The organism is Hydrotalea lipotrueae (genome assembly GCF_019249625.1).
GTDB lineage: Bacteria > Bacteroidota > Bacteroidia > Chitinophagales > Chitinophagaceae > Hydrotalea > Hydrotalea flava.
In genome coordinates this window covers 1-14,215 of record NZ_JAESDL010000018.1, presented here as the reverse complement: position 1 = coordinate 14,215, position 14,215 = coordinate 1, and the positions used below count along the sequence as shown (strand labels likewise).

The 14,215-nt window shown below is 40.5% G+C and carries 14 protein-coding genes; all 14 read right to left on the bottom strand.

Annotated elements, in window-relative coordinates:
* Positions 1 to 217: 217 nt before the first annotated feature.
* Entirely contained in the window at positions 218 to 1,231 is a 1,014-nt protein-coding gene (locus JK139_RS10955) for a YncE family protein (protein WP_074419369.1), read from the bottom strand.
* A 165-nt stretch (positions 1,232 to 1,396) separates the two neighbouring features.
* Positions 1,397 to 2,560, bottom strand: a complete 1,164-nt coding sequence (locus tag JK139_RS10950) for a lycopene cyclase family protein (protein WP_081298665.1) — start codon at positions 2,558 to 2,560, stop codon at positions 1,397 to 1,399.
* A gap of 6 nt (positions 2,561 to 2,566) precedes the next feature.
* On the bottom strand, positions 2,567 to 3,076 hold the full coding sequence (locus tag JK139_RS10945) for a sterol desaturase family protein (RefSeq protein WP_074418300.1): 510 nt from the start codon (positions 3,074 to 3,076) through the stop codon (positions 2,567 to 2,569).
* Positions 3,073 to 3,759 carry a carotenoid biosynthesis protein gene (locus JK139_RS10940; RefSeq protein WP_074418301.1) on the bottom strand — a complete coding sequence of 229 codons (687 nt, stop codon included), beginning with the start codon at positions 3,757 to 3,759 and terminating at the stop codon, positions 3,073 to 3,075. The genes JK139_RS10945 and JK139_RS10940 overlap by 4 nt, the downstream gene beginning before the upstream one ends.
* Positions 3,749 to 5,257: a 1-hydroxycarotenoid 3,4-desaturase CrtD gene (gene crtD / locus JK139_RS10935; RefSeq protein WP_074419370.1), complete on the bottom strand. Its 1,509-nt coding sequence runs from the start codon at positions 5,255 to 5,257 to the stop codon at positions 3,749 to 3,751. Before crtD ends, JK139_RS10940 begins: the two co-directional genes overlap by 11 nt.
* 9 nt (positions 5,258 to 5,266) lie before the next feature.
* Positions 5,267 to 5,797, bottom strand: a complete 531-nt coding sequence (gene idi, locus JK139_RS10930) for an isopentenyl-diphosphate Delta-isomerase (RefSeq protein ID WP_074418303.1) — start codon at positions 5,795 to 5,797, stop codon at positions 5,267 to 5,269.
* An 82-nt stretch (positions 5,798 to 5,879) separates the two neighbouring features.
* Entirely contained in the window at positions 5,880 to 6,716 is an 837-nt protein-coding gene (locus JK139_RS10925; protein WP_074418304.1) for a phytoene/squalene synthase family protein, read from the bottom strand.
* A 51-nt stretch (positions 6,717 to 6,767) separates the two neighbouring features.
* A complete protein-coding gene (locus JK139_RS10920) occupies positions 6,768 to 8,243 on the bottom strand; it encodes a phytoene desaturase family protein (RefSeq protein WP_074419371.1) in 1,476 nt (491 codons plus the stop codon).
* A 25-nt stretch (positions 8,244 to 8,268) separates the two neighbouring features.
* Positions 8,269 to 8,769: an RNA polymerase sigma factor gene (locus tag JK139_RS10915; RefSeq protein ID WP_074419375.1), complete on the bottom strand. Its 501-nt coding sequence runs from the start codon at positions 8,767 to 8,769 to the stop codon at positions 8,269 to 8,271.
* A gap of 441 nt (positions 8,770 to 9,210) precedes the next feature.
* Positions 9,211 to 10,101, bottom strand: coding sequence for a MerR family transcriptional regulator (locus tag JK139_RS10910; protein WP_074419372.1), 891 nt, complete (start codon positions 10,099 to 10,101; stop codon positions 9,211 to 9,213).
* Between the two features lie 81 nt (positions 10,102 to 10,182).
* Entirely contained in the window at positions 10,183 to 11,052 is an 870-nt protein-coding gene (gene rfbA / locus JK139_RS10905) for a glucose-1-phosphate thymidylyltransferase RfbA (protein WP_074418308.1), read from the bottom strand.
* 121 nt (positions 11,053 to 11,173) lie between these two features.
* Positions 11,174 to 11,731, bottom strand: a complete 558-nt coding sequence (gene rfbC, locus JK139_RS10900; protein WP_074418309.1) for a dTDP-4-dehydrorhamnose 3,5-epimerase — start codon at positions 11,729 to 11,731, stop codon at positions 11,174 to 11,176.
* An 11-nt stretch (positions 11,732 to 11,742) separates the two neighbouring features.
* Positions 11,743 to 12,810 (bottom strand): dTDP-glucose 4,6-dehydratase, encoded by a 1,068-nt coding sequence (rfbB, locus tag JK139_RS10895; RefSeq protein WP_074418310.1) that lies wholly within the window; start codon positions 12,808 to 12,810, stop codon positions 11,743 to 11,745.
* Between the two features lie 44 nt (positions 12,811 to 12,854).
* Positions 12,855 to 13,790: a GDP-L-fucose synthase family protein gene (locus JK139_RS10890; protein ID WP_218331293.1), complete on the bottom strand. Its 936-nt coding sequence runs from the start codon at positions 13,788 to 13,790 to the stop codon at positions 12,855 to 12,857.
* Positions 13,791 to 14,215: the final 425 nt, after the last annotated feature.

The following is a 14,215-nucleotide window of genomic DNA, read 5'->3' as shown; positions in this document are numbered from 1 at the left end:
AATTAAATATAATGTGAATTAGAGAAACTCTTCAAAAAAATAAATACAAATTCATATAAACTTTTAAGCTCCCTCTAAATGAAGGCCTTATTCCATGCTTCAGAAGTATTTAGTAACATCAAAATGAGTTCTGGCGAGGCCACAACATTTCCTACACTTTAGTTTTTTTCAATACAGGTATCCTACCTTACCCATTGCATTCATACCCAATTGATGCTTATTCATGCACAATTTTAAGAACCTGAAACGAACCTGCTATCATTTTAGGGCGTCCTTTTTCACCCGGTTGCATGGGCTCAAAATTAGCGGTAGGCATATAAATGGTATGCGTTGCTTCATCCACGCAACTGGTTCTGGCACCACGCTTAGTAGGTACATTTTCCACCACTTCATATTTGTCTTTAGATAGTTCTTTTATTACCGTCATAGTGCCCGATCCATTCGAAGTGCAGATATAATGCAAAGCAGGGTCAAACACCACGCCATCACATCCATCCCCTATTGGCAAATCAGCTACTATCTTCCCATTGTTGGCATCTACTACCATTAATCGTTTTTCACAACCGGCAAATAATCGGTTGGTGTGTACATCTATCACTAAACCAGTAGGTGATTCTCCCGGAGCAATTGGCCAATGGGCTATTACAGCCATTTTCTTAATATCAATCACCACTATTTCACTTTTATCTTCAATATTTACAAATATTTTCCCTTTACCATCGCTCACTGCAGTTTCGGGTTTGCCGCCTACTGCAATGGTGCCCACTACTTTATCTGCTGCCGGGTCTATCATCGACAAATCTTTACTTCTACCATTACAAGTAATGATTTTTTTGGAATAGCCATCATAAAAAATGGCATCCGGATTTTCACCAGTGGCAATCTGGCCAATTACTTGATTATTCGATAAATTGAATACAGTTACATTGTTACTACCGCCATTGCTGATATATCCTTTCCCCAACCCATGTACCAGTGCAATACCGTGAACGCCCTTCGTATTGGGAATAACACCCAATGAATCGCCGGTATTTTTATCGAGAATATTCACCTGTGTACCATGCGATACGTATAATTTATTCGAAGCGGCATCTACTGTTATGTAGTCCCACCAACCTGTACTGGCAATCGGAAAATGGCCGCTGAGGTGATAGCCGGATTGGGCTATACAGACTTGGGCAGTCATTATACTTACCAGGAGTAGGCAACAATAAGTGATAATTGATTTCATATTGTAATTTTTATTAAAAAAAGTTGTTTCATTGCGGTCATGAAATATGGCAACAATGAATGCGCAGTAATATAGAATAAGAATTTATGGGGTGTCCAATCAAAATTATGGGTACATTTTGTAGCAAATCTGTAGTTGTGTCTTGGACATTGTAAACGGGCTTTTCTATCTTCGAAAAAAAACCGTGTGCAGTGCCGCCGGTAAAAATATGCACATAGGTACACTGCGCATAATCTGGATGTCTTCATTAATACTACTTTCATTATTCAGAAACCTTAGTATGGTGTCAGGTGCGTTCTGTTTAAAAATAGCGGCAAATACCTCATGGCCGGGTAATAATTGTTTTTGCAATACGCGTAATAACACACTGTCAAACCACCTGAATTTTCGCTGTTGCAAAGAAATGCTGAGTTTAGGTTGCCCAAACTGCAACAGACTTTTTACAATGGCTTCCGTTTGTTGCTGTATAAAATAAAAAGCATAGCCACTGCTGCCCTTAGCCTGTCCGCCGGCAATACCTATATGAATAATGTGCCCTTCTTTTGGGGTAAAATGATAATTGGTCATAGGTATTTTCCCAAATTCCTCATGCAATACATGATATCCATTGCCAACTCCATATTTTTCCTGCAAGTAAGTATCAATGGCCGCATCGTATACTTCGTATGCTAAAAGTTGTTTGGTAAATAAAGTGTATTCTACCAATGCGGTATTTGAAGTAAATGGCAATACATACATAAATGTGGTGCCGTTGTGCTGACTTACGGTAAAATCCATAAAAGTAGCCATACTCGGATCAAAAACCGGTTGGTTGGTTTCTATTAGTTTTCCTTTAAAATGCTGCCATAAAAAATATCCTTTAAAATCATCAGGTGGCCAGTTGCCGGCATTTACAATACTGTTAAACACATACTCTCCGGTATATGTGCCATGATCAGTTACAACAGTTACGCCATTGTTTTCATTACGCAATGCCTGTACCGTTGCATATACCAATTGAACATTGTCAAATCCGGCGCTTTGCTGCAGCACATACTCGTAGAAATCAATGCCACGAATCATTTTGTATTGGTAAGGTGTAATTGAAAAATTAGTATCAACAGCAGGTGCCACAAACCGAAGCTGCTCCCATCTGTGGTGAACAATTGGCTCAAATAATCCGGGTGATGCTTCCCAGAAACACCAGGTACGGTCATTATTTTTTTTAGCATCCTTGTCAATCACCAGAATTTTTTTTTGTTGCATGGCAGGCTCTTGCAGCAAGCGCATTAATAAACTTAACCCGGCACAACCGGCACCGGTAATAATATAATCAAATTGCAGGGGCAAATATTTCTATTGATGATGTGAGGGAATCATTGTATTGTTTTGCGATTGCTGAATTTGTTCATCGCGTTTTACTTTATCCCAATATTTTTTGGCAACAATCAACATCCCAAAACTTTCGCCTTCTTCTTTCTCCAAATGTTTGTGGTGCATTTTATGCGCCCAGCGAATGGCTTTAACATACTTGTTATTGCTGCGCGTAAACCACTTAAACCGCTGGTGTATAATTACTTCATGCACCAGAAAATAAGCCAGCCCATATAAAGCAATGCCAAAACCAATGGCAGCGGCAAAATAATTGACATGCTGTAAACCCAGCATAATACACAACCAACTGGGTACGGCAAATATGAGGAAGAAGGCATCATTCTTTTCAAAAAAACCTTTCCCTTTTTGGTGGTGGTCTTCATGCAGGTACCATAAAAAACCATGCATAACATATTTATGGGTTAACCAGGTAATGCCTTCCATCACACAAAAAGTAGCAATTGTAACAAATATATAAATAGCTAACATCATAAATAAAGACTTAACACCAAAAAAAACAGGGCTTGAATAATGAACAAATGTACAGCGAAATGGTTCTTTTTATAAAAATCCATGTATTGAAAAACTGTTAATAAACCGGCACTGACAAGAAACCAGCAGAGATAATTATACACGGGTACCTTTATTGCATCCCAATGCCAAAAACCTAATTTAATGGCAGTAGGCTCCATGATTAAATCAAAGCACATGGCTAAAATGGCACCATCTATCACCATTACAATGCGTACCGACCTCCGGTCGAAAAATCCGTGCATATAGGTAAAAACCCTGAACAGGCGTTCTATCACAAATCGCATAATGGTACCACTGCAAAATACCACCACAAACCAATAGACCCCAATTAGTAATGGTACACCGGCTAATTGAATGCCCATTACTTTGCCATACACATAATCACCAAATAACCAGCCGGTATGTACACCAATCATTTCTGTTACCATTCCAATTGCAAAGCACAGGGCTGCGTACATCCAAAAAGCCTTGTTGCGTTTGCGCTGATTGGCGATTAACAAAAACAACATCAACAACAAATTGAGTGGAGTGAATGCCACAAACCAATGTTTGTAACCGGTAAACAATATACCGATAGCACCACTTACATGCACCAGCAATGCAATAAATACCGACCCATTTTCTATTTGTTTATCTGTCATCCCGGGTGCTGATTTTTTTCAAATAAGGAATGGCTAATCCACTCATAATTTTAGCGCTTTGCAAACATAAGGGTATACCTCCACCCGGGTGTACACTGCCCCCCACAAAGTATAATCCTTTGATGGTTTTACTGAAATTGGGATGCCTCAAAAAAGCAGCCCATTTGCTGTTGCTGCTGGTGCCATATAAAGCACCTTTATACGATCCGGTTATAGATTCAATTTGCACCGGATCTAATATGGCTTCTGCCTCTATCAAGGGGGCAATATCGGTATGTAACATCCGGTTTAATTTGTTAATGATGGCGGCTCGGGCCTGTTGTTGCATGACAGCCATATCTTTACGTGTTGCAGCAGGCACATTGATCATTACAAACCAGTTTTCCTTATCGGCAGGTGCCTGTATGCCGGGTTCACATTTGGCCGTAATGTTGATGTATACGGTTGGATCGGGGTACAGCTTTTTTTCATTGAATATGGCAGCAAACTCAGCGGCATAATTGTTACTGAAAAATATATTGTGCAGATCTAATTCAGGAAAACTCTTTGCAATACCCCAATAAAATATCAGAGCACTGCTACTCCGCTCCTGCCGGTCAATTTTTGCTGCTGTCTTTTCGTCTTTTAATAAATAGCGATAGGTGAAATAAGTATCAACATTGCTCACTACCAGATTGGCCATGTACGGTACACCCTTGCTGTAAATACCTTTTATCCGTCCATCTTCGTGGATAATGCTTTCAACAGGGGCATTAAAATGAAACTGCACACCTTTCTTCAAAGCAAGGTGATGCAATGCATGGGTAATGGCAATCATGCCTCCTTCAGGATAAAAAGTGCCTTCATTCATTTCTAAATGTGGTATTACACTTAACATACCCGGTGCCCGGTATGGGTTACTGCCATTATAGGTAGCATATCGGTTAAATAACTGTGCCGTTTTCTCCTGCCGGAAATATTGTTTGTTCAGTTGGTGTAAACTTTTAAAAAGATGTTTGAAGCGAATTGCTGCTAAAGCAGTAATGATTTTTTTTTGAAAAAAAACAGCCGGTTGATGTAACGAATAATTTAAAAATAGCGTACCCACCTTGTTGTACAAGTTGGAAGCATCTTTTAAATAATGCGCAATATTGGCCGCAGGCTCACCAAGCATTTGCTCTGCTTCTGCGGCAAACTGGCTGATATTGGTATAAGCCACTACTTTAGTGCCATCTTCATAAAAATAACGACAGGCCACCGGCATACTACGGTATTGAAAATAGTCATGGATGGGTTCACCGGCCAATTCAAATAAAGCTTCAATATTGGCAGGTTGGGTAAACAAACTGGGGCCTGCATCAAAATGATAGCCATCCAGTTCAAAATAACTCAGCTTGCCACCGGGATAACTGTTTTTTTCAAATACCTGTACCGGATAACCTGCCACAGCCAATCGAATGGCAGCCGCTAAACCTGCTACACCTGCACCAATAATAATTACGGAGGGCTGTTGCTGCATGTAACAAATTTAAAAAGAAAATGCCGGTTGCATTTGCCACCAGGCATATACTTTTGGAAAAGCGATCTGAAACCAGGTGGTATACAACTGAGCATTGATGGTTAATTCATGCTGAATGGCACCCATAGCAGCATAACGAAAATGGTGCACTTCAGTATTGCAGGGTTCTATTGCTGCATCATAATAACCCACCAGTACATGATCAAATTCATGTTCGGTTAATCCATTTTCAAAAGGAGCACGATATACAAAATCAAATATTTTATGCAAAGGCGTGGTAAATCCCATCTCTTCACTCAATCTTCTTTCTGCGGCAACTATAATACTTTCACCGGGTCGGGGATGGCTGCAACAGGTATTGGTCCACAAACCCGCACTATGGTATTTCTGCAATGCTCTTTGCTGCAATAACAATTCTCCTTTTGTATTAAAAATAAATATACTGAACGCACGATGCAGCAAACCTTTCCGGTGGGCTTCCATTTTTTCCATCACCCCAATGACTTCATCTTTTGTATTGACCAACATTACAGATTCCATAGGAGCACTATTACATTTTTAGCATGAATGATATCGATTTGTATACAAAAACATCGCAAATTGTATACAGTTATATCGAATATTATAACAGGTTAAACTGACCGCGTATTCCGGCCTTTGCTAAAATAACCATTTTGCCATAATCGGGTATGCGAATGCGTTCCTGCATAATTCTATGTGGTGCAGTTTGCTTAATTTTTTTGAACAGGGAGAGGTAATATTTGTATGCTACATATACCCCAAAACGGGCTTTCATGGGCAGTTGCAGAATACCCTGATAGGCAGCATCAAAATCATCCTGAATATCGGCCTCAATGGCCGCTTTCTGCAAAGCACTGAAATTTTTGAAATCACATCCGGGAAAATAGATGCGGTCTAACCCTTCATAATCGGCCTTTACATCGCGCAGAAAATTTACCTTTTGAAAAGCAGCCCCTAATTTCCTGGCTGCCGGTTTCAATTGCGCATACAATGTTTTGTTTCCATCACAAAATACATGTAAGCACATTAAACCCACTACTTCGGCGCTGCCATAAATGTATTCTTCATAACCGGTACGGTCGTAACATTGCCGGGTTAAATCCATTTCCATGCTGTATAAAAAAGCATCAATTAAATCACGTTCAATATGGTATTGATGTACGGTTAACTGAAAACTGTGTAATATCGGGTTCAGACTGATCCCTCTTTCCAATGCATCATAGGTTTGCTGTTTAAATTCTGCCAGCAGGGTTGCTTTATCAAAGTCATGAAAAGTATCTACAATTTCATCGGCAAATCTTACAAATCCATAAATATTGTGAATGGGTGCCCGCAAATCTTTGTGCAGCAGGTTAATGGCACTGGAGAAAGAAGTGCTGTACTGCTGTGTAGTAATGCGGCTGCATTCCTGACTTACCGAGTGAAACAGTTTCATCATAAACAAATATTTTTTTTAATATAATAATTTTAGATTTTATCACAACAACATTTAACCAAATTTTTTTACCACTTCTTTTGCCACCACTTCGCCACTAATTAAACTGGGTGGCACACCGGGCCCGGGCACGGTTAATTGCCCGGTGAAAAATAAATTCGCTACTTTTTTGCTATGACACGATGGTTTTAAAACAGCTGTTTGGAACAAAGTGTTCGCTAAACCATAGGCATTCCCTTTAAAAGCATGGTATTGTTCAACAAAATCCGATTGTGCAAATGTTTCTTTAAACAAAATGGCATCTTTTAAAGACTGGCAATAGTGTTTTTCCATTCTTTCTATTACCTTATTAAAATACATTTCCCTTAACGATGAACTATCGCCTTCCAGACCCGTTGCAACGGGTATCAGTATAAACAAATTTTCATATCCTTCCGGCGCTACAGTATTATCCGTAACAGATGGTGCGCATACATAAAACAAAGGATCTTCCGGCCATGTTTTGGTGCTGTATATTTCACGACCATGCCCTTCAAAAGAAGTGTCAAAAAACAAAGTGTGGTGTGTTATCCCTTTTAATTTTTTATTGAGCCCAACATAATACAACAAGGCACTGGGTGCCATTACGCGTTTCTCCCAATATTCCGGCGTATAAGAGCGATAGGCATTGGGTAATAATTGTGTTTCTACATGATGATAATCGGCCCCTGCTATTACCACATCGGCTTCAAAGGTTCCGGCATCTGTAATAACGCGGCGTGCTATGCCGTTTTCAATGACTATCTCTTTTACTTCAGCGTTAAAATGAAACTGCACGCCCATTGATTCGGCCAACTGATGCATGGCCTGCACAATGCAATACATGCCACCCTGCTGTGGATACCACGTGCCACCTATTACGTCGGCATAATTCATTAAACTGTACAAGGCCGGTGTATTTTCAGGAAGTGCTCCCAGAAACAATACCGGAAATTCCATGAGTTCCCGTATTTTGGGATGTTTAAAATAACGGCCAACATGTTGTTTCATATTGGTAAACACATCTAATTTAAACAGCCCTGATATCAAATCTTTATCTAAAAACTCGCCCAACGAGCGGCCGGGTTTATGTACTAATTTTTGAATACCCACTTTGTATTTATAAGCAGCTTCCTCTAAAAAAACCTCCAAATGTGACGCACTGCCGGGCTCTAAACTTTCCAGCAATGCCTGAAAAGCCGGATAGCTGGCAGGAATATCCATCGGGCCATCTTTCCAAACTACCCGGTACGAGGGGTCTAATCGTTCTAAGTAATAGTAATCGCTTACCTTTTTACCAAACTGAGCAAAATACCGCTCAAACACATCGGGCATCCAATACCAACTGGGGCCCATATCAAACACAAACCCTTCGCAGTGCATTTGCCGCGCCCTGCCACCCGGACCACTGTGCTTTTCCAATAAGGTTACTTCCCAACCGGAACGCGCCATAAAACTGGCGGCCGACATGCCTGCAAAGCCGGCTCCTATAACAAGTGCTTTTTTCTTCATGAGAGGATACTAAGATAACACCGAATTAATGCCTTTCAATTTGCTCTTTCAATAATTTACGGGCAAAATGTATTCTGCTTTTAATGGTACCCAGCGGTTCATGCAATATATCAGCTATTTCGTGGTATTTAAATCCATCATAATACAACATAAAGGGATTGCGAAAGATTTCGGGCAAGTGATGAATAGCGGCCTGTACTTCTTTCATATTGATTTTGGAAAGTGCATCATTGCTCACTGCACCCTGATTGATGTTCAATAAAAATTCATTGGGCGTGCTATCGAATATGGTTTGCTGCTTGGCTTTTCTCCGGTAATTATTGATGAAAATATTGCGCATAATGGTATACAACCAGGCTTTAATGTTGGTGCCAACATTGTATTTATCCTGATTAGCCAACGCACGGTACAGGGTTTCCTGAAACAGGTCTTTGGCCTGCTCATTGTCTTTGGTTAACGTAATGGCAAAGGGTTTTAAAAACTCTGCGTTATTAACCAGCATTTGATTGAATTCTACTATTGACATAACCTGATTGTTTAAATTATGATGTTGTAAAGTTAAACAAATATTTTTCGTACTGCCAAATATTTTGTTTAATATTTTTTGTAAAAGATAAAACAAAACAGTGCACCATTCCAGTAGGTTTTTTAAGTATAACAGAATGAGCGGGTTATACACTGTATTTACCCATTTTAAACACGGCTGCACCATTTGAAGGTTTTGTTAAATCAACATGATGCCGGTTTTTGGATGGCCGGCTACCCTGCAAACACAGTGTACCCAATGTTTTCGGTTATAGATACGTGCTGCATATCTGTTTGGATGGGTATGCGCTTCAATAAGAGCCAATGAACCCATACCGTTTGCCGGTGCAGCAGCATTATAATAGATGCATTGTTTAGGCTGTTGCAGGCAATAAAAAAGCCACTACAACGGTAATGGCCTTCAGTGCTATAGGAAACAGGATTACTCAGTTTTTCCAATGGTAGCAATGTATTCCATTACTTCTGTCAGCGATTTTTTAAGACATATATTGTCAGGTACTTTCTTCTTATACTGCTGCACCAATTGTCCGGATATTATTACCGGTATTTGAGGCATTTCCTTATGAATATGATGCAGCATTTTCTCAAGATTGAAATGATGGGTAACAGAAGTTAAATGCGTATACATTAAATTGGGTTGCTTTACCTGAACTACATAAGCCATATCTTTAATGGGCACATTGGCTCCTAAATAATAAATTTTAACACCTCTACTTTTCATTAAATAATACATGAACAATAAACCCAGCTCATGATGTTCACCTTCAGGTAAAAACAATAAGGCAGTTTTATTGAGCTGTAAATGGCTGTGTGTGCTTTCAATGCCTACTATTAATTTTTGCCGGATAACATTGGTTACCAAATGTTCCTGCGCCGGATTAATGTGATTGGTTAACCAAAGAATACCAATCCGTTCCAAAAAAGGAAAAATAATCTGGGTAATGGATTTTTCAATACCCTTGGTCATGATGTAATTATCTAATACTGCCTCAAATTCTTCTAAATTCAGATAAATCATGTGACCAATGAGTTCATTCACTATCCGTTCCTGCTGTGCCTGAATATGTGCCAGCGACAATATTTTGTCGTTGATTTCAGCGGGATTCATACGGTCAATATGCGATATTTTAAAACCGTACTTATTTAACAAAGCAATGTTTAGCAAAGTGCGCAGTTCCTCATTGCTGTACAATCGTATATTGGTTTCAGTGCGCTGTGGCTTTAAAAAATTATAGCGCTGCTCCCAAATACGGATAGTATGCGCTTTAATACCCGACAGGTTCTCTAAATCTTTTATAGTAAACGCATTCATAGTATGTACAACAAGGCCGAAAAAAAATTGTTTACTTTTTCAAATATAAATATTCAACAGTATTCCGGCCGGGATTTTCTTTTACCGGGCAGAACGGGCCACTTGCAATAAATAGGCGCCATACCCGCTCTTAGCATATTGGGCTGCCAGGGCTACCAGCTGAGCTTCTGTAATAAAGCCCATCCGAAAGGCTACTTCTTCTATACAGCCAATTTTTTTACTTTGTCTTTTTTCAATTACCCGAACAAACTCACAGGCATCGCTATACGAATCAAAAGTGCCGGTATCTAACCAGGCAGTACCTCTGTTCATAATGCCTACCTGTAATTTACCTTTTTCCAAATACACCCGGTTTACATCGGTAATTTCATATTCACCACGGGGCGAAGGAGCAATGTTTTTGGCAATGTGTACTACTTCATTATCATAAAAATATAAGCCGGGGACGGCGTAATTAGACTTGGGATGTTGTGGCTTTTCCTCTATCGATAAGGCCTTTTGCTGCGCATCAAAGGCCACTACACCATACCTTTCCGGATCCTGCACCTCATAAGCAAATACTGCGGCACCTTCCACATCATTGAATGATTGCAGCAGCTTGCTAAATCCCGATCCGTAAAAAATGTTATCACCCAATACTAATGCTACTTTATCCTGCCCAATAAAATCGGCACCTATTACAAACGCCTGTGCCAACCCGTTGGGCACTTCCTGCACGGCATACGAAAAAGCACAGCCAATTTCTTTACCATCGCCGAGTAAACGCTGGAACTGCGGACTGTCTTCCGGCGTAGTAATAATTAAAATTTCGCGAATACCAGCCAGCATTAAAACAGAAAGCGGATAATAAATCATGGGCTTATCATACACCGGCATCAGTTGTTTGCTAATGCCTTTGGTAATGGGGTACAAACGGGTACCGCTGCCGCCTGCCAAAACAATACCTTTCATATTGTAACAATTTTATTGTAAAGAATGGTTCCGGTTTTAGAGTATGGTAACTGCATTTTGGTTGCTGCCATCTGTTTAAACGACCGAAACAACAATCCGGCGTTTGCAACTATTCCTTTGCTCAAAATCCACAAGTAGCTATCGCATCCTCCCACATAGGCAAAATCCTGTCTTTTTCTGAAATAATCAATGCGTCAGCAGGTATCTGCCAGTCAATCTGCAATTGCACATCATTGTATCGAATGCCCCCTTCTGCCGCTTTGTTGTAATAATTATCACATTTATAAAAAAATACCGCCCGTTCACTCAATACTACAAATCCATGGGCAAAGCCACGGGGCACAAACAACTGCAAATGATTATCGGCCGATAACTCCACGGCAAAATACTGCCCAAAGCTGGGTGAATCTTTGCGCAGGTCTACCGCTACATCCAGTACAGAACCTTCCAATACCCGCACCAATTTGGCCTGTGCCTGCGCCCCTTTCTGAAAATGCAGCCCCCGCAAAACACCTTTTAAGGAGGCCGACTGATTGTCTTGCACAAAGCAAATATTTAAACCGGTTTGTTTAAAAAAAGTTTGCTGATTAAAACTTTCAAAAAAATAACCCCGCTCATCTTTAAACACAGTGTTTTCTATCAAATAGCAATCCCGCAAAGGGGTAGGCGTTGTCTTCATACATCCATGTTTTAATGTTGGTGTCGTTTAGTGTACATGGTTTCATAATACTGCTGATAAGCACCACTGGTTACCTGTTGTAACCATTCGCCATTGTTCAGGTACCAGTCAATGGTTTCATTCAGTCCTTCCTCAAAAGTTACGGTAGGCTTCCAGCCTAGTTCTTTGTTGATTTTAGTAGCGTCGATAGCATACCGCCTATCGTGCCCGGGGCGGTCTTTGATATGTGTAATCAGTTGTTCACTTTCACCAGGGGCACGTTGCAGCTTTTCATCCATCAGGCTACAAAGTAGTTTTACCAAATCAATATTCTTCCATTCATTAAATCCGCCAATGGTATAGGTATCATTGATTTTTCCTTTATGGAATAACAAGTCAATAGCGAGTGCATGGTCTTTTACATACAACCAGTCGCGGGTATACAAACCATCGCCATAAACGGGAAGGGGTTTGCGTTGAATAATGTTATGAATGAATAATGGAATCAGTTTTTCCGGGAAATGATATGGCCCATAGTTGTTAGAGCAATTGGAAATAATGGTATTTAAACCATAGGTTTCGGCATAGGCCCTTACAAAATGATCGGAAGCGGCTTTACTGGCCGAATACGGCGAATTGGGATGATAAGGCGTAGTTTCAGAGAACAACCCGGTTTCGCCCAGCGCACCAAATACCTCATCGGTTGAAACATGGTAAAACAAATGATTATCCCAATGAGCCACCCAGTGCTTTTTAGCCGTATTCAATAAATTAACCGTACCCACTACATTGGTGTACACAAAATCCATGGGTGAAAGAATAGAGCGGTCTACATGCGATTCAGCCGCCAGATGTATCACATCGGTAATGCCCCATTGTGTGAACAATGCCTCTAAAGCAGCCGCATCGAGTATATCTACTTTTTCAAACTGATAATTGGCGTAGTGTTCTATATCTTTCAGATTGGCTAAATTACCGGCATACGTCAACGCATCGGCGTTAATGATGCGGTACTCCGGATATTTGGTCACAAATAAGCGCACCACATGCGAGCCGATAAAGCCTGCCCCTCCGGTAATCATAATATTTTTAGTGTACATGCTATTGTAATCCTTTCGTGAAATAATACAGTTTTAAAATACAACTATGCTTCCCATGGCTCGTCTTTCACCAAGGCATACACCATTTTAATCCCTTCTTCCAATGAAATATGTGCCTTCCAGCCCAGACGGTTCAGTTTGGATACATCCATCAGTTTCCTTGGCGTACCATCGGGTTTCGAGGTATCGAACCGAATGCTGCCTTTGTAACCGGTGATGTGTTGAATATGATGGGCCAATTCGGCAATGGTAATATCTTTTCCCCAGCCTACATTCACCAAACCCGGTTCATTATAGTGCTGCATTAAAAACAAACAGGCATCGGCCAGATCATCTACATGCAAAAACTCTCTTTTGGGGGTTCCGGTTCCCCACAATACCACTTCTGCCTGCTGTTTCCGGGTAGCGGTAATGAATTTGCGTAATAATGCCGGCAGAACATGCGAGGTATTTAAATCATAATTATCATTAGGACCGTATAAATTGGTGGGCATGGCTGAAATAAAGTTGCAGCCATATTGCGCCCGGTATGCATCGCACATTTCTATTCCTGCAATTTTTGCAATGGCATAAGGCTGATTGGTTGGCTCTAAATACCCCGATAATAAATATTCCTCCTTCAAAGGCTGTGGTGCCATTTTGGGATAAATGCAGGAAGAACCCAGAAACAACAACTTGGTTACCCCATGTAAATAAGCCGCATGAATAATATTGGCTTCTATCATCAAATTCTCATACACAAATTGGGCGCGGTAGGTATTGTTGGCTACAATGCCGCCTACTTTTGCGGCAGCCAGAAAAACATATTCCGGCTTTTCCTGCGCAAAAAAATTAAATACCGCCTGCTGATTTCGCAAATCCAGTTCCCTTGAGGTACGGGTAATGATGTTGATGTACCCGCCCGCCTGTAATGCCCGAACAATGGCACTACCTACCATTCCACGATGACCTACCACATAAATTTTTGATGTACTATGCATATTATAATTGCATTCGTTTTGGATAAATATGTTTCGTTTCGGTGATTTGTTTAGCAAGATATCATCCGCTATTTTCTGTATTCTCTATCTAATATACCAAATCCCAACACGCCAAAGACCAACAACTAAAGACCAACTTGCCAAAATATAACCACAAAGAGTGCTGAGTGTTACGCAAAGGGCACAGAGTGGGTGGTAAATCTCAGCATCATCCACAAATCAGTCCATCATTCGTACAGGCCATGAACGCCTTGCAACCAGCCAAAGACCAACACCCAACTCCCTATTCAAATTCATTATTCACCCTAAAACCCTGTTCCTTTAAAAACTGTTCACGTTTAAACAATGCTACATCGGCTGCTACCATTTCAGTTACCATTTCTGCCAATGTATAGGTGGGGGTCCATCCTAATTTTTCTTTTGCT

Bases quoted from the DNA above. Each gene is read 5' to 3' on its own strand.
- rfbC (WP_074418309.1), bottom strand. From the start codon at position 11,731: ATGAAGACAACGCCTACCCCTTTGCGGGATTGCTATTTGATAGAAAAC.
- rfbA (WP_074418308.1), bottom strand. From the start codon at position 11,052: ATGAAAGGTATTGTTTTGGCAGGCGGCAGCGGTACCCGTTTGTACCCC.
- JK139_RS10920 (WP_074419371.1), bottom strand. From the start codon at position 8,243: ATGAAGAAAAAAGCACTTGTTATAGGAGCCGGCTTTGCAGGCATGTCG.
- JK139_RS10925 (WP_074418304.1), bottom strand. From the start codon at position 6,716: ATGATGAAACTGTTTCACTCGGTAAGTCAGGAATGCAGCCGCATTACT.
- rfbB (WP_074418310.1), bottom strand. From the start codon at position 12,810: ATGTACACTAAAAATATTATGATTACCGGAGGGGCAGGCTTTATCGGC.
- JK139_RS10915 (WP_074419375.1), bottom strand. From the start codon at position 8,769: ATGTCAATAGTAGAATTCAATCAAATGCTGGTTAATAACGCAGAGTTT.
- idi (WP_074418303.1), bottom strand. From the start codon at position 5,797: ATGGAATCTGTAATGTTGGTCAATACAAAAGATGAAGTCATTGGGGTG.
- JK139_RS10890 (WP_218331293.1), bottom strand. From the start codon at position 13,790: ATGCATAGTACATCAAAAATTTATGTGGTAGGTCATCGTGGAATGGTA.
- JK139_RS10940 (WP_074418301.1), bottom strand. From the start codon at position 3,759: ATGACAGATAAACAAATAGAAAATGGGTCGGTATTTATTGCATTGCTG.
- crtD (WP_074419370.1), bottom strand. From the start codon at position 5,257: ATGCAGCAACAGCCCTCCGTAATTATTATTGGTGCAGGTGTAGCAGGT.
- JK139_RS10955 (WP_074419369.1), bottom strand. From the start codon at position 1,231: ATGAAATCAATTATCACTTATTGTTGCCTACTCCTGGTAAGTATAATG.
- JK139_RS10945 (WP_074418300.1), bottom strand. From the start codon at position 3,076: ATGATGTTAGCTATTTATATATTTGTTACAATTGCTACTTTTTGTGTG.
- JK139_RS10910 (WP_074419372.1), bottom strand. From the start codon at position 10,101: ATGAATGCGTTTACTATAAAAGATTTAGAGAACCTGTCGGGTATTAAA.